Origin of the sequence: Intrasporangium calvum DSM 43043 (genome assembly GCF_000184685.1) — a bacterium.
Taxonomy (GTDB): domain Bacteria; phylum Actinomycetota; class Actinomycetes; order Actinomycetales; family Dermatophilaceae; genus Intrasporangium; species Intrasporangium calvum.
The window spans coordinates 2,762,101-2,788,148 of sequence record NC_014830.1 but is presented as its reverse complement, the minus strand read 5'-3'; the positions used below and the strand labels follow the sequence as shown (position 1 = coordinate 2,788,148).

Annotated in this window: 17 protein-coding genes; 7 read left to right on the top strand and 10 right to left on the bottom strand. The window is 70.8% G+C overall.

The genetic code is table 11. The annotated features are described in order from the left end of the window. Positions 1–489 carry a hypothetical protein gene (locus INTCA_RS12595; RefSeq protein WP_013493305.1) on the bottom strand — a complete coding sequence of 163 codons (489 nt, stop codon included), beginning with the start codon at positions 487–489 and terminating at the stop codon, positions 1–3. 531 nt (positions 490–1,020) lie between these two features. Here INTCA_RS12595 and INTCA_RS12590 point away from each other — a divergent pair. Next, positions 1,021–6,069, top strand: coding sequence for an NAD-glutamate dehydrogenase (locus tag INTCA_RS12590; RefSeq protein ID WP_013493304.1), 5,049 nt, complete (start codon positions 1,021–1,023; stop codon positions 6,067–6,069). A gap of 116 nt (positions 6,070–6,185) precedes the next feature. Further along, a complete protein-coding gene (locus tag INTCA_RS12585; protein WP_013493303.1) occupies positions 6,186–7,670 on the top strand; it encodes a sensor histidine kinase in 1,485 nt (494 codons plus the stop codon). A 112-nt stretch (positions 7,671–7,782) separates the two neighbouring features. Here INTCA_RS12585 and INTCA_RS12580 read toward each other — a convergent pair whose 3' ends face one another. Further along, positions 7,783–8,031, bottom strand: a complete 249-nt coding sequence (locus tag INTCA_RS12580; RefSeq protein WP_013493302.1) for a WhiB family transcriptional regulator — start codon at positions 8,029–8,031, stop codon at positions 7,783–7,785. 360 nt (positions 8,032–8,391) lie between these two features. Between INTCA_RS12580 and INTCA_RS12575 the strand changes: the two genes are divergently transcribed. Next, on the top strand, positions 8,392–8,826 hold the full coding sequence (locus tag INTCA_RS12575; RefSeq protein ID WP_013493301.1) for a hypothetical protein: 435 nt from the start codon (positions 8,392–8,394) through the stop codon (positions 8,824–8,826). 138 nt (positions 8,827–8,964) lie between these two features. Here the strand turns inward: INTCA_RS12575 and INTCA_RS12570 are convergent, their stop codons facing one another. The 5 genes from INTCA_RS12570 to INTCA_RS12555 form a co-directional block, all read right to left on the bottom strand. Beyond that, positions 8,965–9,792 carry a GDSL-type esterase/lipase family protein gene (locus INTCA_RS12570; protein WP_013493300.1) on the bottom strand — a complete coding sequence of 276 codons (828 nt, stop codon included), beginning with the start codon at positions 9,790–9,792 and terminating at the stop codon, positions 8,965–8,967. Positions 9,793–9,796: 4 nt separating this feature from the next. Next, positions 9,797–9,970: a DUF6104 family protein gene (locus INTCA_RS19865; RefSeq protein WP_013493299.1), complete on the bottom strand. Its 174-nt coding sequence runs from the start codon at positions 9,968–9,970 to the stop codon at positions 9,797–9,799. 117 nt (positions 9,971–10,087) lie between these two features. Next, a complete protein-coding gene (locus INTCA_RS12565) occupies positions 10,088–13,975 on the bottom strand; it encodes a multifunctional oxoglutarate decarboxylase/oxoglutarate dehydrogenase thiamine pyrophosphate-binding subunit/dihydrolipoyllysine-residue succinyltransferase subunit (RefSeq protein ID WP_013493298.1) in 3,888 nt (1,295 codons plus the stop codon). A 172-nt stretch (positions 13,976–14,147) separates the two neighbouring features. Then, positions 14,148–14,951 (bottom strand): ABC transporter permease, encoded by an 804-nt coding sequence (locus tag INTCA_RS12560; protein WP_013493297.1) that lies wholly within the window; start codon positions 14,949–14,951, stop codon positions 14,148–14,150. Continuing rightward, positions 14,948–16,000, bottom strand: coding sequence for an ABC transporter ATP-binding protein (locus INTCA_RS12555; protein WP_013493296.1), 1,053 nt, complete (start codon positions 15,998–16,000; stop codon positions 14,948–14,950). Before INTCA_RS12555 ends, INTCA_RS12560 begins: the two co-directional genes overlap by 4 nt. A gap of 133 nt (positions 16,001–16,133) precedes the next feature. Here INTCA_RS12555 and INTCA_RS12550 point away from each other — a divergent pair, with 133 nt between their 5' ends. The 3 genes from INTCA_RS12550 to larC all read left to right on the top strand — a co-directional run bounded on the left by INTCA_RS12550 (position 16,134) and on the right by larC (position 20,254). Next, a complete protein-coding gene (locus INTCA_RS12550) occupies positions 16,134–17,489 on the top strand; it encodes a hemolysin family protein (protein WP_013493295.1) in 1,356 nt (451 codons plus the stop codon). After that, positions 17,482–18,519 (top strand): hemolysin family protein, encoded by a 1,038-nt coding sequence (locus INTCA_RS12545; RefSeq protein ID WP_013493294.1) that lies wholly within the window; start codon positions 17,482–17,484, stop codon positions 18,517–18,519. Before INTCA_RS12550 ends, INTCA_RS12545 begins: the two co-directional genes overlap by 8 nt. A gap of 451 nt (positions 18,520–18,970) precedes the next feature. Next, positions 18,971–20,254: a nickel pincer cofactor biosynthesis protein LarC gene (larC, locus tag INTCA_RS12540; protein WP_013493293.1), complete on the top strand. Its 1,284-nt coding sequence runs from the start codon at positions 18,971–18,973 to the stop codon at positions 20,252–20,254. A gap of 51 nt (positions 20,255–20,305) precedes the next feature. Here larC and larB read toward each other — a convergent pair whose 3' ends face one another. Genes larB through gndA form a run of 3 tightly spaced genes read right to left on the bottom strand, consistent with a single transcriptional unit; the run spans position 20,306 to position 23,329 of the window. After that, complete coding sequence (gene larB, locus INTCA_RS12535; protein ID WP_013493292.1) at positions 20,306–21,001, bottom strand: nickel pincer cofactor biosynthesis protein LarB; 696 nt, start codon at positions 20,999–21,001, stop codon at positions 20,306–20,308. Further along, complete coding sequence (gene larE / locus INTCA_RS12530) at positions 20,994–21,884, bottom strand: ATP-dependent sacrificial sulfur transferase LarE (protein ID WP_013493291.1); 891 nt, start codon at positions 21,882–21,884, stop codon at positions 20,994–20,996. Before larE ends, larB begins: the two co-directional genes overlap by 8 nt. Positions 21,885–21,892: 8 nt before the next feature. Continuing rightward, positions 21,893–23,329 (bottom strand): NADP-dependent phosphogluconate dehydrogenase, encoded by a 1,437-nt coding sequence (gene gndA, locus INTCA_RS12525; protein WP_013493290.1) that lies wholly within the window; start codon positions 23,327–23,329, stop codon positions 21,893–21,895. 296 nt (positions 23,330–23,625) lie between these two features. Between gndA and INTCA_RS12520 the strand changes: the two genes are divergently transcribed. Beyond that, complete coding sequence (locus INTCA_RS12520) at positions 23,626–25,983, top strand: glycoside hydrolase family 3 protein (RefSeq protein WP_013493289.1); 2,358 nt, start codon at positions 23,626–23,628, stop codon at positions 25,981–25,983. The last annotated feature ends 65 nt before the right edge of the window (positions 25,984–26,048 follow it).

Genomic DNA, 26,048 nt, shown 5'->3' with positions numbered 1-26,048 from the left:
TCAGGACCCGAGTCGCGACCGTTCACTGACCGTCGCGAGGGCCGGTCCCGAGCGCTCCAGCTCACGCGCGATCCGGCCGAGCTCCTTGCCCTCGGCCGCGGTCACCCGGTTGAGCAGCTCCTGGAGGCGCTCGCGGGCGCGGAGTCGCACGGTCGGGTCGACCCGGCTCGGGCCCGGGGCCTCGAGCACGAGACTTCCGTCGACGACCAGGTCGGCGCGAGCCGCCTCGGTGGCCAGCTCCCGCGTGCGAGCCGCACCAGCGAGCACGGTCGCCGTGTAGGACTGGAGAGCGGCACCGACGGCATCCAGCTCTCGGGCCGTCCGCTCGAGCAGCTCGCGCTCCCGCGTCGTGGCATCGGGACGTCCTGCTCTCTCGGCCCGGTTCGCCACCTGGGTCAGATCGGCGACGAGGTCAGCCAGGGTGATCGCCTGCTGCCGGAGGGCGCCGCCGAGGGCGGAGGTGGAACCCGGGTCCCCGATTCGCCTCATGTCCGCTCGCGTCCCGGCCCGGGCCCGGCGCTCCGGGTTGCGGAGACGACCGAGGTGCCCCGGAGGGCTCCGGCCCGCTGGGTCGCTCCCGCCGGGACGCCGGCCGCGCTGCCCACGTCGATGAGCCGCTCCTCGAGCGCCTCGGACAGCGCCCGGAGGGTGTCGGCAGCCTGCTCGACCCAGCTGTCCAGCGCGCGCTGGGTGCCGATATCGCCCAGGTCGGGGAGATGGGTGAGCAGCTGGTCGGCCAGCTCGGCGGTGACGCGGCGCGACTGGTCGAGGGCGCGCAGAGTCGCCGGGTCGCCCGCAGCGCCAGCGGGGGGTGGAGTGAGGGCCGAACCCGGTCATGTGCCCACTGTAGGGACTCGCGGACACGGGCCGCGGCCGTTCTCCACCGGCGCCGGACGCCGCCCGGTGCGGTGCCGATGGGTGGGTTCGGGGGCAGCGCCCCACGGGGATAGGCTCACATCATGAGATGCGCGCACGACGGCGTGACGCGTACTGGCCATTGATGAGGAACAAGAGCATCGCATGTCTGCGCCACTCGAGCAGTCCAGGATCGACGTTCTCCAGGCCGCTGCCGCGGCCCTGACCACCCCCAGCCCGAAGGGCGCCGCCACGAGCCGCACCCGGGGCCGGGCCAAGGCCGGGCCAGCCCCACAGGACGGCTCGAACGCCTTCCTCAAGGCGTACTACCGTCTCGTCGCGACCGAGGACCTGATCGCTCGCGAGCCAGCCGAGCTGGCTTCGATCGCCATGGGGCACAGGGAGTTCGCCCAGCACCGACCGGTCGGCACGTTCAACGTCCGCGTGACCAATGCCGACGTCGACGCGGCGGGCCATGACGTCAAGTACACGAACGTCGACATCGTGCTCGACGACATGCCCTTCCTCGTCGACTCGGTCGTCGCCGCCCTCGGCGGCTTCGACCGCGGAGTCCACATCATCGTCCACCCCCAGATGAACGTCACCCGGACCGTGACCGGCGAGCTGGTCGACGTCGTGACCGAACCGACGACCGAGATCCCCGACGAGGTCGCCCTCGTCCGTGAGTCGTGGATGCACCTCGAGATCGACCGACTGCCGGCCTCCGCCATTCCCGAGGTGGAGGAGCGTCTTCGGCACGTCCTCCAGAACGTCCGCGACGCCGTGGAGGACTGGCCCAAGATGCGGGCCCACGCGCTCACCATCGCCAGCGAGCTCAAGTCGGCGACACCACCCGGCACGAGCCCGCACGAGGCGCGCGAGGCGAGCCGCTTCCTCGAGTGGCTCGCGCACAACAACTTCACCTTTCTCGGCTACCGCGAGTACTCCCTCAGCCGGGAGGAGGGCAACGACGTGTCCCGACAGGTCCCGGGGACCGGCCTCGGCCTGCTTCGGTATGACCGGCCCCAGGCCGGCACGGGCATCGTCCTCACCCCGGCTGCCAGCCGCGCGGCCCGGGACTCGACGATCCTGATCATCACCAAGGCCAACTCGCGGGCCACCGTGCACCGGGACGTCTACCTGGACTACATCTCCGTCAAGAAGTTCAATGCGCGCGGAGAGTGCGTCGGGGAGCAGCGGTTCCTCGGGCTCTACGCGTCGCCCGCCTACAACGACACGATCCACGACATCCCGCTTCTCGACGTCCGAGCCCAGGAGGTGCTGCGCCTCACCGGCCTGACGCCGGAGAGCCACTCGGGCAAGGACATCCTCCAGATCCTCGAGACCTACCCGCGAGACGAGCTCTTCCAGACGAGCGCCGCGCAGCTGGCCGAGGTGGCGACCTCGGTGCTGCACATCCAGGAGCGCCGAAAGACCAAGCTCTTCCTCCGGCGGGACGAGTTCGGGCGGTTCATGTCCTGCCTCGTCTACCTGCCCAGGGACCGCTACAACACGACCGTCCGTCTCCGGATCCAGTCCGTGCTCCTCGAGGCGTTCGGCGGGGACAGCATCGACTTCACCACCCGGGTGAGCGAGTCGACCCTGGCCCGGCTCCACTTCGTGGTCCGGATGCCCTCCGGGGTCGAGATCCCCGAGGTCGACTCGGACGCGCTGGAGCAGCGAGTCGTCGAGGCGACCCGGACCTGGGACGAGGACCTCGTCGAAGAGCTCAGCCGCCGGCGTGACGCGGAGGCCACCGCCCGAGCCATGGCGGACTACGCCAAGGCGCTCCCCGAGGCCTACAAGGAGGACTTCGGGGTGGGCATCGCCGCCGACGACCTCGACCGCGTCGAGGCGCTCGGCGAGGGCCCGACCGCGACGGCCCTGCACCTCTACCGCGACCCGAACTCCAAGGATCCGCAGGAGCGTCGACTGAAGCTCTACCGGCGCGGCCGGCTCTCCCTGACCCAGGTGCTGCCGTTCTTCACCCACCTCGGGGTCGAGGTGACCGACGAGCGGCCCTACGAGCTCCAGGGGTCAGAGTTCGGGGAACTGCACATCTACGACTTCGGGCTGCGGGTCGACTCCGCCCAGTGGGCTGAGGGGGCAGCGGCGGCCGATGTGAAGGACCGCTTCGAGGAGGCCTTCCGGGCCGTGTGGGCCGGGGAGACCGAGTCCGACGGCTTCAACGCGCTCGTTCTGGTCGCGGGCCTGACCTCACGGCAGATCGTCATCCTGCGCGCCGTCGCCAAGTATCTGCGGCAGTCAGGTTCCACCTTCTCCCAGGAGTATGTCGAGTCGGCCCTCGTCGCCCACCCGCACGTGGCGCGCGGCCTCGTCGACCTCTTCGAGGCCCGGTTCGACCCGGAGCGTTTCCCCGACACCGAGGCGGGCCGCACCAAGCGGGAGTCCCGGGCCAAGGCGCACGTCGCCACGATCCGTGAAGCGCTCGACGAGGTGGCCAGCCTCGACCACGACCGGATCATCCGTGCCCTGCTGGGCGTCATCCGCGCCGGCCTGCGCACGAACTTCTACCAGCCCGACGAGTCGGGGGCCCCCAAGCCCTACGTCGCCCTCAAGCTCGACCCGAAGCGGGTTCCAGACCTGCCGGCGCCGCGCCCCATGTACGAGATCTGGGTCTACAGCCCGCGCGTCGAGGGCGTGCACCTGCGCTTCGGCAAGGTCGCGCGCGGGGGCCTGCGGTGGTCCGACCGCCGCGAGGACTTCCGGACCGAGGTGCTCGGTCTCGTCAAGGCCCAGATGGTGAAGAACGCCGTCATCGTTCCGACCGGCTCGAAGGGCGGTTTCTACCCCAAGCAGCTGCCGAACCCCGCCGTGGACCGCGGGGCCTGGCTCGACGAGGGCATCGCGTCCTACCGGATGTTCATCTCCGGCCTCCTCGACGTGACGGACAACCTGGTGTCCGGCGAGGTCGTCGCGCCGCGCCGCGTCGTGCGACATGACGACGACGACACCTACCTCGTGGTTGCCGCCGACAAGGGGACCGCGAAGTTCTCCGACATCGCCAACGGGATCTCGGCGGACTACGGCTTCTGGCTGGACGACGCCTTCGCCTCCGGCGGGTCGGCCGGCTACGACCACAAGGGCATGGGCATCACGGCCCGTGGGGCCTGGGAGTCGGTCAAGCGCCACTTCCGGGAGATGGGCGTGGACACGCAGTCGGAGCCCTTCACCGTGGTCGGTGTCGGCGACATGAGCGGCGACGTCTTCGGCAACGGGATGCTCCTGTCCGAGCACATCCGCCTCGTCGCGGCCTTCGACCACCGGCACATCTTCGTCGACCCGGATCCCGATCCGGGTCCGTCCTTCGCCGAGCGTCGTCGACTCTTCGACCTGCCGGGCTCGTCGTGGGCCGACTACGACCGCAGCCTCATCGCCAAGGGCGGCGGGGTGTTCGACCGGTCCCTCAAGTCGGTCCCCGTCACGCCGCAGATGGTCCAGGCGCTCGGGCTGCGTCCCCAGACGAAGAGCCTGACCCCGGCAGAGCTGATGAAGGCGATCCTCCTTGCGCCCGTCGACCTGCTGTGGAACGGCGGCATCGGCACCTACGTCAAGGCGTCCACCGAGACCAACTCCGAGATCGGCGACCGGGCCAACGACGCGATCCGCGTCAACGGAGCTGACCTGCGCTGCAAGGTCGCGGGCGAGGGCGGCAACCTCGGGGCGAGCCAGCTCGGCCGGATCGAGGCGGCGCTCGCCGGCGTCCGGATCAACACCGACGCCATCGACAACAGCGCCGGCGTCGACACCTCCGACCACGAGGTCAACATCAAGATCCTCCTCACCGGGCTGACCCGGACGGGCGAGATGACGATGAAGCGTCGCAACGCACTGCTCGCCTCGATGACCGACGAGGTGGCCGAGCAGGTGCTGCGCGACAACTACGAGCAGAACGTCCTGCTCGGCAACGCGCGGGCGCAGGAGCACGCGATGCTGCCGGTCCACGAGCGGCTCATCCAGTTCCTCGAGGAGCACGGCGATCTCGACCGGGCCCTCGAGTTCCTGCCGAGCGACGCCGAGATCGCCCGGCGCCAGAAGGCCGGTGCCGGACTGACCTCACCGGAGTTCTCCGTCCTCGTGGCCTACTCGAAGCTGCACCTCAAGAACCAGCTCATCACCTCGTCCTTGCCGGAGGACGCGTGGTTCGGCACGACCTTGGCCGAGTACTTCCCGACGCCGTTGCGCCGCAAGTTCGCCGACCAGATCGCCACCCACCCCCTGCGACGCGAGATCATCACGAACGCCGTCGCGAACAGCATGATCAACCGAGGCGGGATCACCTTCACCTACCGTGCGGTCGAGGAGACCGGGGCGTCGCCGGAGCAGGTGGCCCGAGCCTACGTCGTGTGCCGTGAGGTGTTCGACCTGGCCGGCTACGTCGCGCGCGTGGAGGAGACCGACAACGTCGTGACCACCGCCGCCCAGACGAGCCTCTACCTCGAGTTCCGGCGACTGCTCGACCGGGCGATCCGATGGTTCCTCACGACGCGGCCGGCCACGCTCGACATCGCGGCGGAGGTGGACCGGTTCCGTCCGGGGATCGCGGCTCTCGGCGGCCGGATGTCACAGCTGCTCCAGGGCCGCGAGCAGGCGCGGCTGCTCGGCCGGGCCAAGGAGTTCGAGGCCAAGGGCGTGCCGGAGGATCTCGCCCTGTCCGCGGCGTCGCTGCTCGACTCGTACTCGCTGCTCGACTGCATCGAGATCGCCGCCGACACCGGCGAGACCCTCGACGACGTCGCTGCGGTGTACTTCCTGACATCCGACACGTTCTCGATCGACGCGATGCTCAACCGCGTCACGTCGCTGCCGCGAGAGAACCGGTGGGACGCCATGGCCCGAGGCGCGCTCCGCGACGACCTCTACGCGGTGCTCGACATCCTGACGCGCTCCGTGCTCGAGGTCAGCCGACCCGGTGAACCCGCCGACCAACGGCTCGCCGAGTGGTCCGAGCTCAACGCCGACGCGCTGCACCGGGCCAAGGCGGCGCTGGGCGGGATCGAGCGGATGTCCTACGCCGGGATCGCCGCGCTGTCGGTCGCACTCCGCACCCTGCGCACCGTGACCAAGCCCGCATCGTCGAGCACCGCGACCAGCCGACCCGCGGTCCCGGAGCAGCCGGCCAAGGCCCCGGCGCCCCGGGCCACAGCGAAGCGCACCTCGACGAAGAAGGCCAGCAGCCAGCCAAGTCGCTGAGCCCGGTCCCAGCCGTCTCCGTCTTCCCCGGCCCACGCCACGGAAAGACGGAGACGGGACCGAGCCCAGCGGCATACGGCAACGGGTGGGTCGACCCGGACGCATAGGCTCACCCTGTGGCAACCCTGAGCGAGCTCCTCCGGCAGCGGACCGTGCTCGGCGAGCATGACGTGGAGTGGCTCCACATGCTCGTCGGGGACTGGCAGCTGATCGCCGACCTCTCCTTCGCCGACCTGGTCCTGTGGGTCCGCTCCACCGCTGACTCCTGGGAGGCCGTGGCCCACGTCCGGCCCACCACGGGACACCTCGTCTACGTCGACGACCAGGTCGGCCGCCGGGCCGACGACGAGCACGCCGGTCCGCTGCTCGACGAGGCGGCCGCCGAGCAACGGATCCTCCGGGTCCGGCAGGTCGAGGTGCCCAGCGACTCCGGCAGCCAGTCCGTCCGGGAGGAGTACATCCCCGTCGTCCGCAGCGGCCGGGTGGTCGCCGTCGTCACCCGCCACACCAACCTCTGGACGACGCGCACCCCGAGCCGCCTCGAGATCACCTACCTCGCGACCGCCGACGCCCTCTGCCGCATGGTCTCGGCCGGCGAGTTCCCGCACGGTGCCGCGCCGACCGGCCTGCGCCGCGGCGCGCCGAGAGTCGGCGACGGCGTCATCCGGCTCGACATCGACGGCGTCGTCACCTACGCCAGCCCCAACGCGGTCTCGGCCCTGCACCGGCTCGGCCACCTCGGCGAGGTCGTCGGCGCCAGCCTCGCGCAGGTGGTCACCGAGAACATCCGCGAGTCGTACCCCGTCGACGAGGGCCTGCCCCTCGTGGTCACCGGACGCCAGCCGTGGCGCACCGAGGTCGTCGGCGGAGGCACGACGGTCTCGATGCGCGCCATCCCGCTCACGGAAGCAGGCCAGCGCTTCGGCGCGCTGGTGCTGCTCCGCGACGTCGGGGAGCTGCGCCGCCGGGAACGCGAGCTCATGACCAAGGAGGCGACCATCCGGGAGATCCACCACCGGGTCAAGAACAACCTCCAGTCCGTCGCCGCGCTGCTGCGCCTCCAGGCCCGCCGCGTCCCCGAGGGTGAGGCCCGGACGGCCCTGCAAGAGGCCGAGCGACGGGTCGGCACCATCGCCACCGTCCACGACCAGCTGAGCCAGGGCTTCGACGAGTCCGTGGACTTCGACACCATCGCCAAGCGTGGCCTGCAGGCCATCATCGAGGTCTCCTCGAACGGCGCGCCGATCGACAGCCGGGTCGAGGGGTCGTTCGGCCGGCTCCGCGCCGAGGACGCGACCGCGCTCGCGATGATCATGAGCGAGCTGGTCCAGAACGCGATCGAGCACGGTCTCGGTGAGCGTGGGGGAGCGCTCGAGGTGACCATCGAGCGGCTCAGCGACGAACGCGGCAGGGCGATGGTCATCGTGTCGGTCGTCGACGACGGCAAGGGCATCGACCCCGCCCGCCCGCCCGGCTCCGGGCTGGGCACGCAGATCGTCCAGTCCCTCGTCGCGGACCTCCAGGGGCGGATCACGTGGGAGCCGGGCAGCCCGCGGGGAACCCGGGCCCGGTTCACCGCCAGCCTGAGGCCGCCGAACTGAGGTCCTGCGCGGCTCCGGGTTGGAGGGACGGGGAGCCGACGGGGGGTGACGTCAGGCAGACGCGAGCCCGGTGACCACGACGGGTCACCGGGCTCGCGTGAGACGTTCGGGGTCAGCCGGCGCGGCGCGCCCTGGCGTTGCGGCGCTTGAGAGCTCGGCGCTCGTCCTCACTGAGGCCACCCCAGACACCGGCATCCTGCCCGGTCTCGAGGGCCCACTTGAGGCAGGTGTCGATGACCGGACAGGTCCGGCACACGGCCTTCGCCTCTTCGATCTGCAGGATGGCCGGACCAGTGTTGCCGATGGGGAAGAACAGTTCCGGATCGGCATCCAGACAGGCAGCGCGGTCGCGCCAATCCATGTGGCTCGTGCTCCTTCGTCATGTCGTTCGGCACCACGCTGGGTTGGTGGTGGTGCGGTTCTCGGGCGCCAGCGTCGTTGTCGGAGCCATTGGTCGTCGGTGTTGGTGTGACCGTGCCGGTGTGACCCGGGGATCACGTTCCCCCTGACCAACGGAAACGCGCACGAAGAGGTTCCGTACGCGTCTCGGGTCATCAACCAGTGTGCCGAGAGCCCATGGGTGCTGCAAGGCTTTGGGGGCTAATCACACCAAGAGTTGATCCTATCTGCAGTTGGCGTTCAGATCCATACCCACCCCGCGTGGACTTGGCGGGTAGAAGGCCCGGGTCTTCGCCCTCCCGGGCGCCAGTAGGCTCCAACGGTGACCGATGCGACGCCTTCAACCGATCCCGCCGAGCCTCTCGTTCCGACACCCGGGCGTGCGTGGGCACCCGTCGTCGCGGCCCTCCTGACGCTCCTCGAGGGGACCATCCTGCTCGTCCTCGCTGGCTTCTACGGGTACGAGATGGCCGTCGGCGCTGCGAACTCCCTGACGACGGCTGCGACGTCCGGGGCTCTCATCCTCATCTTCGGAATCGCCCTGCTGGTCCTGGCCCGTGCCTGGGGGCGGCGCCAGAGCTGGGCGCGCACGCCCACCCTCGTGTGGAACCTGCTGCTCCTACCGGTCGCCTGGTCCCTGTTCGAGTCGGATCAGGTCCTCCTCGCGGCCGGACTGGGCGTCCTGGCGATCGCCGGCGTGGTGGCGGCCATCGCGACTCCCGCACGTCTCCAGGGCACCTTCCCGTCCGGTCGGTGATGGGCCCATGACGGGCCCACAGAGGTGAGCCCCAGGGACGGGGGACCGTGGGCCGGCCCGGGGAGCCCTGTGATGAAGGCCACAGAGCTCCGGCCCTATCAGGGCCGCCGATCCGCCGATCCGCCGGTCGCTCCTCGATCAGCGCAGCGAGAGCCAGTCGTTCCAGCCATTGTGCAGGACCAGCCAGGCGATGAGGCCGTAGCCGGCCTGACCCGGGTGCGCCCGGTCAGGGCTCGCCGCGAGGTCAGCCATCCACTGGTCATGGCTCGCCAAGGGCCGGAAACAGTCGACGTAGGTGACCCCGCGTCGGGAGCACACATCCGCCTGCGCCTCGGCGAGAGCCTCGATGCGCCGGTTGAGCTCACCGTCGAGCGACGGGGTCAGGCCGACGACGAAGACCCCGATGCCGGCGTTGGTCGCCTCGTCGATGACGTTGGCCAGGTTGAGCCGCGATCTCGCCATCGTCATGCCGGTGAGGATGTCGGCCGTGCCGAAGGAGAGCACGAGGCGGCGCTCGGAGCGGCCCTTCCAGCGCGGCTGCGCCTCGGCTGCCCACCGGGTGACGACGTCCCCCGACGTGCTGCCTCGGACGCCGAGGTTGTAAGAGGTCAGGTCGATGTCGGGGTGCTGCGTGCGGGCGACCACGCGGCCGACCCAGCCGAGACCCTTGGGATCCCCGTAGCCCGCGGTCGTCGAGGCGCCGACGAACACCATCCCGACGTCGCGAACACCGTCCGCCACCGTGAACGCGGGGGTCGGGGCGAAGTAGGGCTCGTGGGTCGGGGGCTCACCCACGCTGGTGGACTCGTCTGCAGACGCGGGCTGCTCTTCCGCGAGGACCGGCGGGTCGGCCGGCGGCGGCGGGGTGCGGTCGGCGCCGCCGTTGTCGAACTGCGTGTGGGCGGAGGGGTAGGCAGGTCCCACGCCGAAGGTGGGCCGGTCCTGGCTGTTGGCGGAGTCGGTCACGTCGTCAGTCCTCGTCGTCGAGTCGGGCCAGCCAGGTCGCCAGGCGGTCGATGGGGACCTCGAACTCCGGGTTCAGATCGACGAAGGTCCTCAGCTGGTCGGCGAGCCACGCGAGACTGACCTGTTCCTCGCCGCGCCGGCTGGCGAGCTCCTCGATTCCGCGGTCGGTGAAATACACCCTCGGAGGTTATCGCGTGGCTCGGGTGCGGCGATGGAGGCTCGGCGGCCGCCAGGCACCCACCCGTTGGTGGGGGTGAGTGCCTGGCGTCGGCGGAGCGTTCGTGTGACAGTGCGGTCAGCGAGAGCGGATGAACGCCTGGTCCATGAGCTCGGCCTGCTCGGCTGCATGCTTCTTCGTCGAGCCCGTCGCCGGTGAGGCGGAGGCCTTGCGGGCCACGACTCGCCACGGTCGCGTCTCGCCGACCCTGGCGAGGTCCTCGTGGAGCCACTGGGCCATCAGGGGCCAGGCGCCCTGGTTGCGCGGCTCGTCCTGGACCCACATCAGCTCGGCACCGGGGTAGCGGGCCGCAACCTCGCGGATCTCCTCGACCGGGATCGGGTAGAGCTGCTCCACGCGGATGATGGCCGTCGCAGTGTCCTCCCGCTTCGCCCGCTCGGCATCCAGCTCGTGGACGACCTTGCCGGAGGCGAAGAGGACCCGGTCGACGTTCTCGGCGACGCCGTCGTGGTCGGCGAGGACCGGCTGGAAACCACCTTGCGTGAAGGCCTCGACGTCACTGGCTGCCGCCTTGCTCCGCAGCATCGACTTGGGGGTGAACACGACGAGTGGCGTGCGTGGCCGGGCGTAGGCCTGGCGCCTCAGGAGGTGGAAGTAGCTGGCGGCTGTGGAGGGATAGGCGACCGTCATGTTGTTCTCGGCGCAGAGCTGGAGGTAACGCTCGATCCGCGCTGAGCTGTGGTCGGGGCCCTGTCCCTCGTAGCCGTGCGGGAGGAGCAGGACGACAGAGCTGCGCTGGCCCCACTTCTGCTCCGAGCTGCTGATGAACTCGTCGACGATGGTCTGGGCCCCGTTGGCGAAGTCACCGAACTGGGCTTCCCACAGCACGAGCGCATCCGGCCGCTCGACCGAGTAGCCGTACTCGAAGCCCATCGCGGCGTACTCGGACAGGAGGGAGTCGTAGACCCAGAAGCGGGCCTGCCCCTCGCCGAGATAGAGGAGCGGAGTCCACTCTTCCGCGGTGGTCTTGTCGATGAGCACGGCGTGCCGCTGGACGAACGTGCCCCGCCGGCTGTCCTGGCCGGCGAGCCGGATCGGCGTTCCCTCCTTGAGCAGCGTGCCGAAGGCCAGCAGCTCCGCCATGGGCCAGTCGACACCGCCCTCGTGGACCATCTGGACGCGCCGGTCCATGAGCTGCTTGAGCTTCGGGTGCACCGTGAAGCCGGCCGGGGGCCTGCCGAACGCCTCGCCGATCTGGACGATCGTCTCGGCGGGCACACCGGTCTTGCTCGAGGAGCGGTGCGGTGCCCGGTCATCGAGAACCTGCGCCGTCGGCTTCTCGAGGCCTGCGTTGTCCGGGACCTCGGTGTCGGGGTCCGCCTGCCTCGACGCGTGGGAGGCCAGCTCCTTGGCCGCTTCACGGGTCTCGATGAAGACCCGCTCGAGCTGCTGCTGGTAGTCCCGCAGCGCCGCCTCGGCGTCCTCCACGCTGATGTCGCCGCGGCCGATGAGCGACTCGGTGTAGAGCTTGCGGACCGACCGCTTGGCCTCGATGAGGTTGTACATCAACGGCTGCGTCATGGACGGGTCGTCGCCCTCGTTGTGGCCGCGTCGGCGGTAGCACACCATGTCGACGACGACGTCCTTGTTGAACTCCTGCCGGAACTCGTAGGCGAGCTCGGCGACCCGCACGCAGGCCTCGGGGTCGTCGCCGTTGACGTGGAAGATCGGCGCCTGGATCATCCGCGCCACGTCGGTGGAGTACACCGATGACCGGGAAGAGCTCGGGGAGGTGGTGAAGCCCACCTGGTTGTTGATGACGACGTGGATCGTCCCGCCCGTGCGGTAACCCCGCAGCTGGGAGAGGTTGAGCGTCTCGGCGACGACCCCCTGACCGGCGAAGGCCGCGTCTCCGTGGAGGAGGACGGGCAGGACGGTGAAGGACTCCCCGGCGAGGTTGAGCCGGTCCTGCTTGGCCCGGACGATCCCTTCCAGCACCGGGTTGACGGCCTCGAGGTGGGACGGGTTCGCGGCGAGGTAGACCTTGGTGCTCTTGCCGTCCTCGGCGTGGAACTCGCCCTCCGTCCCGAGGTGGTACTTCACGTCGCCGGAGCCCTGGACCGACTGCGGATCCTGCTTGCCCTCGAACTCACGGAAGATCTGCCCGTACGACTTGCCGGCGATGTTCGCGAGCACGTTGAGGCGGCCGCGGTGCGGCATGCCGATGCAAACCTCGTCGAGGTCGTCGCCGGCCGCCCGCCAGAGGATGCGGTCGAGCAGGGCGATGACTGACTCGCCGCCCTCGAGCGAGAAGCGCTTCTGACCGACGAACTTCGTCTGGAGGAACGTCTCGAAGGCCTCCGCGGCGTTGAGCCGCCGCATGATCCGCAGCTGCTCCTCGCGCGAGATCTTCTTGTACGGGACCTCCATCTTGTCCTGGATCCACTTGCGCTGGTCCGGGTCCTGGATGTGCATGTACTCGATGCCGACGGTGCGGCAGTACGAGTCACGCAGGATGCCGAGGATCTTGCGCAGCTTGAGGAACGGCGCGCCACCGAAGCCGCCGGTCGCGAACGTCCGGTCGAGGTCCCACAGCGTCAGGCCGTGGGTGGTCACGTCGAGGTCGTGGTGCCGGCGCTGCTTGTACTCGAGTGGGTCCGTGTCAGCCATCAGGTGTCCGCGGACCCGGTAGGCGTGGATCAGCTCCTGGACCCGGGCGACCTTGTTGATGTCGTCGTCGTGCGACGAGTCGATGTCCTGGATCCAGCGGACCGGCTCGTACGGGATGCGCAGCGACTCGAAGATCTCGTCGTAGAAGCGGTTCCCGCCGAGCAGCAGCTCGTGGATGACTCGGAGGAAGTCTCCACTGACGGCGCCCTGGATGATCCGGTGGTCGTACGTCGAGGTCAGGGTGAGGATCTTGCTCACCGCGTTGCGGTTCAGCGTCTCCGTGCTCGCGCCCTGCCACTCGGCCGGGTAGTCGAGCGCGCCGACTCCGATGATCGTGCCCTGCCCCTTCATCAGGCGGGGCACCGAGTGGACGGTGCCGATGCCGCCGGGGTTCGTGAGCGAGATCGTCGTGCCCTGGAAGTCCTCGACCGTGAGCTTGTTGTTGCGGGCCTTCTTGACCATGTCCTCGTAGGCCGTCCAGAAGTGGACGAAGTCCATCTCCTCAGCCGACTTGATCGACGGCACGACGAGGGTGCGGGACCCGTCCGGCTTCTGCAGGTCGATCGCGAGGCCGAAGTTGACGTGGGCCGGCTGGAGCACGGCGGGCTTGCCGTTCGTCTCTGCGTAGCCGTAGTTCATCTCAGGCATGACGCCGAGGGCCTTGACCATCGCATAGCCGATGATGTGGGTGAAGCTGACCTTGCCGCCGCGCGAGCGAGCGAGGTGGTTGTTGATGACGACGCGGTTGTCGATGAGCAGCTTGGCCGGAACCGCGCGGACGCTCGTCGCGGTGGGGACCTCGAGCGACGACTCCATGTTCGTGACCACGCGCGCGGGCGCCCCACGTAGGGGCACGAGGACGTCCTCGTTCACCGGACCGGTCCCCTTGACGGCAGGGATGTCCCGGGGCTTCGGCGCCGCGCCGTCAGCGGCAGCGGTCGGGGCGTCGGGGGTGGCAGCCGGTGCTCTCGTCGCCGCGGCCGGGGTCTCGGGCTGGGGTGCAGCGGCGGTCGCCGGCGCGGCGACCTTGGCAGGCACCCCGGCCGTGGCTGCCGGCGCAGGCCGGGTCTTCGCGGCCGCCGTGGCCGGGGCCGACGGGGCGGTGGCGGTCGAAGGGGGTGGCGCCTTCACGGCTGGTCCGGCAGGTGCACCGTTGCCGCCGGCCAGCTCCCGACGGGTGTCCGCGTCATGCGGGGTGTAGCCCTCGAAGAACTCCCACCAGGCACGGTCCACCGAGTTCTTGTCAGTCAGATACTGCTGGTACAGCTCGTCTACGAGCCATTCGTTCGGTCCGAAGGATGCCATCGGGTCACCGGACGTGGACTGATCAGACACGGCGTTGCGCCTCTTTCGTCGCCGGGGGTGCGTCAATGCGAAGTACAGGGTCAGCGTAGCCCTCCACCCTCGTCCACCCCGACTGACGTCTGAATGGCGAAAGCGGTGATGGAGCCGCGCCTGGAGCAGGGGTGGAGCCAGGGGGCGACCGGCCCGCCCGTGCGCCGTCGGCTCAGGAGATGTCGGACCGGACCGTCCGGACGGTGCCGATCAGGGCCATCACGACGGCGTACCCGGTCAGCACCAGGGCGCCGCCCCACCAGGTGAGCTGGTTGGCGACCGGACCGCCGAACCCGACGTTCTGGACGTCCAGCGTGGCGTTGGTCGCCTGGGACGGCAGGTAGGGCGCGATGGCGGCGCCGACGTCGCTCAGCGGGAGGACGGCACCGATGATCGGCTCGACGATCCAGGCGACGCCGACGGCGATGAGCAGGGCGGCGACCTGGTTCGGGATGAGGATGCCGACGCCGAGGCCGATGAGGGACCAGAGCCCGAGGACGAGCAACGACAGCGCGAGCGTGCGCCAGATGGTGGCGTCTGCGAAGGGCTCGTGCCCACGCGACGAGAGGATCGTCGCGCCGGTGGCCACCGACGCGACGAGGGAGGCGAACCCGTACATGGCCCCCACCACGAGCAGCAGGATCGTCTTGGCAGCCATGACGACGCTGCGCTTGGGCTCGGCGAGGAAGGTCGCGGTGATCGTCTTGTGGCGGTACTCCGCGCCGACGGTCATCACCCCGATGGCGAGCGTGAGCAGGTAGCCGACCGCGATTCCGCTCGTGAAGGTCGTCCGGGCGAGCTCGGCATCGGTCGTCGGGAGGCCTGGCCGGCCCTCGCCCATGACCGTGCCGCTGGTGAACAGGAGTGCGAAGAGGGCCGCGAGCGCTGCACCTGCGGCGACGATCGCGATGAGCATGCCCCACCAGAGACGAGTGGTGAAGAACTTGCGGAACTCCGCCTTGATCGCCTTGCTCATGGCCGGTCCTCCGAGGTGGGCTCGACCGGGGACCCACTGGGCGGGGGCAGCTGGCCGGGGGGCCGCTCGTCGGTTCTCCCCAGGTTGCGGTTCCGGTACTGGTCCTGGTCGGTGAGCGTGAAGTACAGCTCCTCGAGATGGGTCTTCTCCGCGCGCAGCTCGTGGATCGCGATGTCGGCGGCATGGGCGATGTCGCCGACCATCGACAGGTCGCTGGTCGTCACATGCAGACCGCCGTCACGGCGCGCGACGCTCAGCCCCCGCCCGGCGAGGGTGCTCGCCAGCCGGTCGGGGTCGGAGGTGCGGACGAAGGCCGTCGGATCTCCGCGGAGCTCGTCGACGGTGCCCTGGGCGACGCGTTTGCCATTGGCGATGATGACGACGTCATCGACGGTCTGCTCGACCTCTGACAGGAGGTGGCTCGAGATGAGCAGGGTGCGCCCCTCGGAGGACAGGTGTCGCAGGAAGCCCCGCAGCCAGCGGATCCCGTCGGGGTCGAGGCCGTTGGCGGGCTCGTCGAGGATGATGACGCGAGGGTCACCGAGCAGGGCCCCTGCGAGTCCGAGCCGCTGCCGCATTCCCATGGAGTAGCCACCCGCCCGCTTGCTCGCGGCAGCGGGGATGCCGACGAGCTCGAGCATCTCGTCCACTCGGCGGCCTGGGATCCCGGCGGCGTCCGCGAGGACGCGGAGGTGGTTGCGGCCGCTGCGGCCGGGATGGAAGTTGGTGGCCTCGAGAGCCGAGCCGACGACGGTCAGCGGGTTGGCGATGTCGTGGTAGCGACGTCCCTCGATGGTCGCGGTCCCCGCGCTGGGGCGGATCAGGCCGAGGAGCATCCGCAGGGTCGTCGTCTTGCCCGCGCCGTTGGGCCCGAGGAAGCCGGTGATCCGTCCGGGAACGACGTCGAGGTCGAGGTGGTCGACCGCGGTGAGGCGGCCGAACCGCTTGGTCAGCCGACGCACCTCGATGCGACCGCGCACCGGGTCGACTGACGGCGGGGGCCCGCCCGTGGCGGGAATTGCGGGTGTCCCGGCCGATGCGGCTGTCACTGACGCCTCCTTCAAGGCCCCCGAAGGGCGGACTCGTGGTGTGGGCACCAACTCAACCACACCGCCCGAGCTGCCTCCGACGTCCATATAGTTGGCGCGGACAAGGTCAGGCGCGGGCGGATCGGAGGGTGCGGTGACTGAGTGGCTGCTGCTGGCCGCAGCCGTTCTCCTGACTGCCGGCACCGCGGTGTTCGTCGCCGCCGAGTTCTCCCTCGTGGCGCTCGACCGACCCACGGTCCAGCGGGCCATCGATGCCGGCGACGGCCGCTCACGAGTGGTCCTGCAGTCCCTCCGGCAGCTGTCCACCCAGCTGTCCGCGGCCCAGGTCGGCATCACCCTGACGACGCTGGTCGTCGGCTACCTCGCCCAGCCGTCGATCGGGCGGCTGCTCGCGGGACCGCTCGGCGCGCTCTCGTGGTCGCCCGCGGCGGTGGAGGCGATCTCCAGCGGCGTCGCGCTCGTGCTCGCCACGGCGGTGTCCATGGTCTTCGGGGAGCTGCTGCCTCAGTTCCTCGGCATCTCCGCCCCTCTGGCGACCGCCAAGCTCGTCGCCCTGCCCGTGCGGGTCTTCGCGACGTTCGCCAAGCCGCTCATCCTCGTCCTCAACGGGTCTGCCAACGCCTTCCTCCGCCTCGTCGGCATCGAGCCACAGGAGGAGCTCTCGGGCGCTCGAACCCCACAGGAGCTCGCGAGCCTCGTCCAGCGCTCGGCCGAGGCCGGCACCCTCGAGGTCACGACGGCCCGCCTGCTGACGCGGACGCTCGGCTTCGGTGAGCGCACCGCCGACGACGTCATGACGCCCCGCGTGAGGTGCGCGGGCATCCACCGCGACGAGAGCGCGGACGAGGTGTTGCGGCTGTCGCGGCGCACGGGCCACTCCCGGTTCCCGGTGCTGGGCACCGACTGGGACGACGTGCAGGGCGTGGTCCACGTCAAACGTGCGATGGCGGTGCCGCACGACCGGCGCAAGGACGTCCCGGTGTCCGCCCTCATGTCGGACCGCCTGGTCGTGCCCGAGACGATCCAGCTCGAGCCCTTGCTGCGTCAGCTGCGCCAGGGCGGCTTCCAGATGGCCGTCGTCATCGACGAGTACGGCGGCACGTCCGGCGTGGTCACGCTGGAGGACGTCGTCGAGGAGATCGTCGGCGAGGTCTCGGACGAGCACGACCGACGTCGGCAGGGCGGACGGGAGCTGAGCGACGGGTCCTGGACCGTGCCCGGGCTCTGGCGTCCGGACGAGGTGCGCGACGCCTTCGAGGTGCCGGTGCCGGACAGCACGGCCTACGAGACCCTGGGCGGGTACGTCATGACGAGGCTGGGCCGGGTGCCCGTGGTGGGGGACGTGGTCGAGGTCGAGGGTTGGCGCATCCAGGTGACGGGGATGGCTCGGCGGCGGGTCGATCGCCTCCGTTTCGTGCCCGACCCCCAGTCCCGGGAAGCGATGGCGCGGCCCGAGCCCGGACCCGACGGGCAGGCCCGCCATGGGTGACGTCTGGGTCTATCTCGTCTCCGTCCTGCTGCTCCTGGGCAACGCCTTCTTCGTCGGCGCGGAGTTCGCGGCGATGGCGGTTCGCCGTTCGAGCCTCGAGCCCCTCGCCGACGCCGGCAACAAACGCGCGGCGACCAGCCTCGAGGCGCTGGAGCGCCTCGGCTCGATGCTCGCCACCGCCCAGCTCGGCATCACCGTGTGCTCGGTCGGGCTCGGGGCGCTCGCCGAGGCGGCCCTGCATCACCTGTTCGCGCCGGTCTTCGCGGGGTGGGGCCTGTCCGAGGCCTGGGCCGGGGGCGTCGCGCTCGCGGTGGCGCTGCTCATCGTGTCCTACCTCCACGTCGTCGTCGGCGAGATGATCCCGAAGAACCTCGCCATCGCCGGCCCCGAGCGCGCTGCCGTCGTGCTCGTTCCGGCGCTCTACGTCCTGACGCGCACCCTTCGTCCGGTGGTCTTTGCCATGGAGACGTTGGCCAAGGCCCTGGTCCGGCTCTTCGGGGTCGAGCCGAAGGACGAGATCGCATCTGCCTTCACTGCGGAGGAGGTGGCCCACATCGTCGGCGAGTCGCATCGTGAGGGCCTCATCGCCAAGGAGCGGCACGGGCTCGTCGCCAAGACGCTGGAGTTCTCCGACAAGCTCGCGCGCGACGTCGCCGTCGGCCTCGACGCGTTGACGACGGTGCGGCTCGGGGTGACCCCGGCGGAGATCGAGCACCTCGTCGCTCGGCAAGGCTTCTCGCGATACCCGATCGTCGATGCCGCCGGTGACCTCGCCGGCTACCTGCACCTCAAGGATGTGCTCTACGCCGACGACGAGCGCCACGAGCTGCCGATCCCCCCCAAGCGCCTGCGCCGTCTCGCGACCGTCCGGGAGGAGGACGAGGTGGAGGACGTCCTCAACACGATGCAGGTGACGGGCTCGCATCTCGCGCGGGTCATCGACGGCGAGGGTGGGGTGACCGGCGTCGTGTTCCTCGAGGACGTGCTCGAGGAGCTCGTCGGCGAGGTCACCGACACGACGCAGCGCTGAGACTCCCGGGCTTCCTCAGCTGGAGCCGTATGCCGCTGGGCTCGCTTCCCCTCCCAGCCACCCTCCCTGCCCACCCCCGTCTCACCCGGCAACACACCCGCTTACCGCGTGGGCATCCCGGCTGCAGGCGGCATGACCACTCGAGGTCCGGGTGTGTTGCGGTGGGACTGGGGGTCTGGGAGTGCGGGTCTGGGAGTGGGAAGGCCGGTAGCGGGGAGGGCGCGGACCGGGCGTGTATCGGGGAGGGCGCGGACCGGGCGTGTATCGGGGAGGGCGCGGACCGGGCGTGTATCGGGGCCTGAGCTCAGCGGCATACGGCTGACCTGGGCAACACACCCGCTTACCGCGTGGGCATCCCGGCTGCAGGCGGCATGACCACTCGAGACCCGGGTGTGTTGCGGTGGGCGGCGGTGGGAGGTACGGGGGAGAGGGCAGGGCCTAGCCTGAGGCCATGCCTGAGACTCCACCCACGTCACTGGACCGTCCGGGCTCGGTCCTCTGGATCGACGCGTCCGCGGGGGTGGCGGGGGACATGCTCCTCGGGGCACTCGTCGACGCGGGCGCCTCCCTCGACCGAGTCCGCGCGGCGGTCGAGGCGGTCATCCCGGGAGCCGTGCGGATCCGCGCAACGGAGACGGTGCGCGCCGGGATGCGGGCGGTCAAGGTCGACGTGGAGTCAGCGATCGACGACCAGCCGCACCGGACGTGGGCCGAGGTGGAGCGCCTCGTCCGGGGGGCCGAGCTGCCCCAGCGGGTCGTCGACCGGGCGCACGCGGTGTTCGAGGCGCTGGCTCGGGTCGAGGCACAGGTGCACGGCGTGCCGGTCGCGGACGTGCACTTCCACGAGGTCGGCGCCTGGGACTCGATCGCCGATGTCGTGGGCGTGTGCGCGGCGCTCGAGGACCTCGCGGTCTCCGAGGTCGTCGCGAGCGTCATCGCCGTCGGCTCCGGCTCGGTCCACGGCGCGCACGGCCGCATCCCCGTGCCGGTCCCAGCGGTGCTGGGGCTGGCGGTCGGCTGGGTGCTCGACGCCGTCGGGGACGGAGAGCTGGCGACACCCACCGGGGTCGCCCTCGTCACCACGCTCGCGTCGGGCCAGGGTCCGCTGCCCAAGATGGAGCTGACCGCCGTCGGCGCCGGTGCGGGCAGCAAGGACGTCGAGGGTCGCGCGAATGTCGTCCGGGCCGTGCTCGGTCGCGCCGGAGCGGCCGCCCCGGCTGAGTCCGACACCGAGTCCGACACCGAGTCCTCCACTGTCCCAGCCGAGCTGGAACAGACGACGCTCACCGTGCTCGAGGCCAACGTCGACGACCTCGATCCCCGGGTCTGGCCCTCGGTGCTCGCGTCTCTCTTCGATGCGGGGGCCGCCGACGCCTGGCTGACGCCGATCCTGATGAAGAAGGGGCGTCCAGCGCACACGCTGTCGGTCCTCGGCCGCCGGGAGGACGAGGCACGGCTTCGGGACCTCGTGCTCACCCTGACGAGCACCATCGGGGTACGTCGCACCATCGTGGACCGCTGGGCGCTGCCCCGCCAGTGGGTCGACGTCGATGTCGAGGGACGTCGGGTCGGCATCAAGGTCGCGCACCGCGAGGGCCGGGTCGTGCAGGCGACGCCCGAGCTCGCGGATGTCGAGGCGGCGGCGACGGCTCTGGAGCGGCCGGTCCGCGTCGTCCTCGACGCCGCGGTGGCCGCTGCCGCGGCGGCCGGCCTCACCCCGGGGGCCACGCTCTGACCCACCCAGGCGCACGCCGGTCGCCGAGACCAGTCGGAGATCCTCCGCGACTCAGGAGGTCGGGGCGGCGATCTGGGCGGCGAGGTGGCCCCCGCCGTAACCGTTGTCGATGTTGACCACGCCCACGCCCGGCGCGCAGGCGTTGAGCATCGACAGCAGCGGAGCCAGCCCCTCGAAGGCCGCCCCGTAGCCGACCGAGGTCGGCACCGCCACGACCGGGGCATGGGCCAGGCCGGCGACGACCGAAGCGAGCGCGCCGTCCATCCCCGCGACGACGACGATGGCCCGCGCGGAGTCGATGAGGTCCTGTCTCGCGAGCACCCGGTGGAGGCCGGCCACGCCGATGTCGACGACGAGCTCGGTCGGGCGGCCGAGATAGGTGAGGGTGACGACCGCCTCGCGTGCCACCGGGAGGTCGGAGGTGCCGGCACACAGCACCGCGACGAGCCCGCCGGTCGGCTCGGGCGCCCGCGGCGGCCAGGCGAGAATCCGCCCGACCTCGTCGTGGACCGCGTCGGGCAGCACCCGGAGGACTGCCTCGGCGTGGTCGGCCGACGCACGGGTGAACAGGGCGGAGCCGGTCGTCGCGCCCGCGGCGTGCGCGTCCCGGAGCGCGCGGGCGATGGCCGCCACCTGGTCGGGTGACTTGCCCGCGCAGTAGACCGCCTCGGGATAGCCCCGCCGGGCTGCGCGCGTCAGGTCGAGCTCGGCGATCCCTTGGAGGCCGGCGGACTCGGCGTCAGCCATGGTTCACCGGGACCAGGGGGAGCGTGAAGGCGCCGGACTGGATGCCGTTCACGTCGACTGCGACGAACCGGAAGCCGGCCGCAGTCCCGACACCGTGGACAGCCGAGCGCATCGCCGGCTCCATGGCGCGAGCGAGGTCGGCCTCGGGCAGCTCGACGCGAGCGACCTCACCGTGGTGACGAACCCGGCAGTCGCCGAACCCGAGCCGGCGCAGGCCCTGCTCCGCGGCCTCGACCTGGGCCAGCCTGGCCGGGTCGACCTCCGTGAAGTGCGGGATGCGTGAGGCGAGGCACGGGGCCGCCGGTTTGTCGGCGTTCGGCAGCCGCAGGCCCCGCGCCAGCGCCCGCACGTCCGACTTCCCCAGACCGGCGTCCGCGAGGGGGCGGAGCACGTGATGGTTCGTCGCCGCCCGGGCCCCGGGCCGGTCGGGGCGCCGCGCGTCGTCGGCGTTCTCGCCGTAGGCGACCGCGACGAGCCCGTGCCGCCCCGCCACCTCGTCGGTGATCCGGGTGAACAGCTCGTCCTTGCAGAAGAAGCAGCGGTCCGGTCCGTTGGCGCGGTACCGGGGGTGGTCGCCCTCGTGGGTCGCGACTTCGACGACCGGGGCCCCGATCGCCGCCGCGACGTCGCGGGCACCGTGGAGCTCGTCCCGGGCCAGGCTCGGCGAGACCCCGATGACCGCGAGCACGCGCTCGGCCCCGAGCGTCCGGATGGCGAGCGCGAGGAGGAGGCCGGAGTCCACGCCCCCGGAGAAGGCCACGCCGAGGCGCCCGACCGAGCCCAGCGGCATACGGGCGACGATGTGCCGGCTCACGGCATCAGCCGGCTCCGCGAGCGCGGGGGGGAGCGGAGCGTGGACGTCCATGACGTCAGTCTGACTCATCGGCGCGCTCAGAGCTGGACCTCGGTGCGGTCGGAGGACCACAGCGTGTGGAAGGCGCCGGCGCGGTCGACCCGTCCGTAGGTGTGCGCCCCGAAGTTGTCGCGCAGCCCCTGGACGAGCGCGGCGGGCAGACGCTCGGCTCGGACGGTGTCGTAGTAGGCGAGCGCGCTCGAGAACCCGGGAACGGGCACGCCCGCGGTGGTGGCGGCCGCGACGACGCGTCGCCAGGCACCCTGGCGCTCGGCCAGTCCGGACCGGATGCTCGGCGCGACGAGGAGCGTGGCGAGCCGACCGACGGCGTACTCGTCGCTGATCTGCTTGAGCAGGCGGGCCCGGATGATGCAGCCGCCGCGCCACAGCCGCGCGACCGTCGCGATGTCGACGCCCCAGTGGTACTCGTCGCTCGCCTTGCGGATCTGCTCCAGCCCCTGGGCGTAGGCGACGACCTTGGACGACCACAGCGCGTCCCGCACGTCGTCGACGAGCTGGCGGCGCTCGACGGCCGGCAGCTCCCGGTCGGGCCCGCGGAGCACTCCCCGTGCCGCCTCCCGGACCGCCCGGTCACCGGACGCGGACCGGGCGAAGACCGACTCGGCGATCGTCGAGACGGGAACCCCGAGCTCGAGTGCGGTCTGGACGGTCCAGAGGCCGGTGCCCTTCTGCTCGGCTGCGTCGACGATGAGCTCGACGAGGGGCCGGCCCGTCGCCGCGTCGACCTGGTCGAGGACCTCGGCGGTGATCTCGATGAGGAAGGAGTCGAGCTCGCCGGTGTTCCACTCGCGGAAGACGTCCGCGGCCTCCGGGGCGGTCAGCCCCGCCGCCGTCAGCACGTCGTAGGCCTCGGCGATGAACTGCATGTCGGCGTACTCGATGCCGTTGTGGACCATCTTGACGAAGTGGCCGGCGCCGTCCGGGCCGAGGTGCGCGCAGCACGGCTCGCCGTCGACCTGGGCCGCGATCGACTCGAGGATGGGGCCGAGCGCGGCGTAGGACTCCGGCGAGCCGCCCGGCATGATCGAGGGGCCCTCGAGCGCGCCGACCTCCCCGCCCGAGATTCCGGTGCCGACGAAGTGGAGCCCCACCTCGCGCAGCCGCGCCTCGCGTCGCCGGGTGTCCTCGAAGTGGGCGTTGCCCCCGTCGACGATGATGTCGCCCTCCTCGAGGAGCGGTGCGAGCTGGTCGATCACCGCGTCCGTCCCGGGTCCGGCCTGGACCATGATGACGACCCTGCGTGGCCGGACGAGCGCTGCGACGAACTCCTCGAGCGTCTCCGCCCCGACGAACGCGCCCTCCGCCCGGTGCGACTCGAGGTGCGCGAGGGTCCGTGCGTGGGTCCGGTTGAAGACGGCGACGGTGTGCCCGTGGCGGGCCAGGTTCCGGGCCAGGTTGCTGCCCATCACGGCGAGGCCGATGACGCCGATGTTCGCTTGCGCAGGGGTGCTCACGGTGTTCCTTTGCGGAGATGGTGGTCGACGCCGGCGGGACGCAACGGGCCGTATGCCGCTGGGCTGGCTCGCTCGTCCCCGCGACGCCGGGCGGTCTCCTCCATTCAGGCAGAACGTCCCGTGGGTGCACAGGGCTTGCCACGAGTTGCCGACCGTTGCCGCCCGGCGGCCGGTCCGGGCGCCGCTGCAACTCATGGCAACTCGTTGGGGCCTCGGGGGAGGTGGCACGAGCGTGTCCCGGACCGGGCCCCACCCCACCACCCGTCTCCCCATCGAGTTCACAGAGGAACACCCTGATGAAGACACTCCCACGCTCGCGACGTCGTCGTGGCATCCTCGGCGTCTCCGCGGCGCTTCCCCTCACCTTCGCGCTGGCCTTCAGTGCGACGGCTGCACCTGATGCAGCCGCGGCGGACGAGGGCAACCACGGTCGCCCACCGGTCCTCGACGCCCGGGCCAAGGAGCTGATCACCGTCAAGGGGCGCACCTTCAAGGACCTCAACGACAACGGACGGCTCGACACCTACGAGGACTGGCGTCGGCCGGTGGCCGACCGGGTCGCCGACCTGGTCCGGCAGATGACGCTCGAGGAGAAGGCCGGCCTCATGCTCGTCGACACGCTCAACGCCTCGTGCGACGTCGCGACGGGGGAGCGTGGCACGGTGCCGGCTCTCGCCGCCGACTACATCGACGACCAGAAGATGCACCGGTTCGTCTTCCGCAACACGGTGACGAGCCCGGACCAGGCGCTGTGCACGGCAGAGACGGGGGGCTTCGGCACGCGCATCTCGGTGACTCCTGCCGAGGCGGCGAAGTTCACCAACAGCGTCCAGCAGCTGAGTGAGGCCACCCGTCTCGGCATCCCGACGCTGTTCAAGTCGAACGCCCGCAACCACATCGACCCTGACGCGCGCGCCGGCATCAACGAGTCCGCCGGCGCCTTCTCCGCCTTTCCCAAGGAGGCCGGCATCGCCGCGGCCGCCCTCGGTGAGGAGGCCCGACGGACGGGGACGGCCCCCACCGCCGGCGACATGTCCGTGGTCAGGGACTTCGCGCAGGTGATGGGGCAGGAGTGGGCCTCGATCGGGTTGCGCGGCATGTACGGCTACATGGCCGACCTGTCGACCGAGCCGCGCTGGTACCGCACCCACGAGACCTTCACCGAGGACGCCGACCTCGGTGCGAACATCATGGAGACCCTCGTCGGCACCCTGCAGGGCCCCGTCGGTGCGGACGGCACCGCGCTGAGCCCCGACACCGACGTCGCGCTGACGCTCAAGCACTTCCCCGGCGGCGGCCCCCAGGAGCTCGGGCTGGACCCGCACTACGCCTTCGGCAAGACCCAGGTCTATCCCGGAGACGGCTTCGGCTACCACCTCAAGCCGTTCCAGGCGGCCATCAACGCGGGTGTCGCGGCGATCATGCCCTACTACGGCGTGCCGATGGATGTCACCTACGACGGTGTCACCTATGACCAGACCGGGATGGCCTTCTCGTCGCAGATCGTCAACGACCTGCTCCGCGGCCGGCTCGGCTTCAAGGGCTACGTCAACTCCGACACGGGCATCATCAACGACCGCGCCTGGGGCCTCGAGACCGCGACCGTCCCGGAGCGTGTCGCCGCCGCGATCAACGGCGGCACCGACACGCTGTCCGGCTTCCATGACGTCAGGACGATCACCGACCTCGTCGGCGCGGGCCTCGTCTCGCAGGAGCGGGTCGACCTCGCCGCGACCCGGTTGCTCGAACCGATGTTCCGGATGGGTCTCTTCGAGAACCCCTATGTCGATGAGTCCGTCGCCACGGCCACCGTCGGAAACGAGGAGAACCGGGCCGTCGGGCTCGACCTCCAGCGGAAGTCGGCGGTCCTCCTCCAGAACAACGAGGGGCCCGACGGCAGCAAGGTGCTCCCCCTCAAGGCGGGGTCGAAGGTCTACATCCTCGGTGACTTCAAGGAGGAGACGGTCGCGGGCCACGGCTACGAGGTCATCAACGGCAACGTGCCGGCCGGGACACCCCGTCCGAGCGCCGCTGGTGCCGACTACGTCATCATCTCGATGACGGCCAAGAACAAGAACACGGCCGCCTACCGCAGCAACGACCCGGCGACCGGCCTCAACCCGGACCACCTCAGCCCGATCGTCATGCCCGGGACGGCGGGCCTCGACGGGGAGAGCCCGTACGGGGAGTCGGACGCCTGCGTCTCCTACGGTGCGACTGCGTGCACGGACAGCGGCCTCCGTTTCGGCGGCTCCTACCCGTGGGAGTCGAGCATCCTCGACTTCAGCGGCATGGAGACTGCGCAGTCGTGGCAGGTCGTGCCGTCGCTGAGCACGATCCAGCAGGTGATGGCCGAGGTCGGCGACCCGAGCAAGGTCGTCCTCCACGTCTACTTCCGCCAGCCGTTCGTCCTCGACGACGCGAGCGGCCTCCGGGACGCCGGGGCCATCGTGGCCGGCTTCGGGATGAGCGACACCGCCCTGATGGACGTCCTGTCCGGTGACTTCGCGCCGCAGGGACGGCTGCCGTTCGCGCTGGCCGGGACCCGGGCGGCGGTCGAGGAGCAGAAGAGCGATCTGCCCGGCTACGACGAGACCGCCGACGGGGCGCTCTACCCCTTCGGGTTCGGGATGACCTACGAGGCCCAGGACTGACCGCGGTCCCCGTGCGACACGCCCGTGAGGGGCCCCGCTCCGGCGGGGCCCCTCACGGGCGTGTC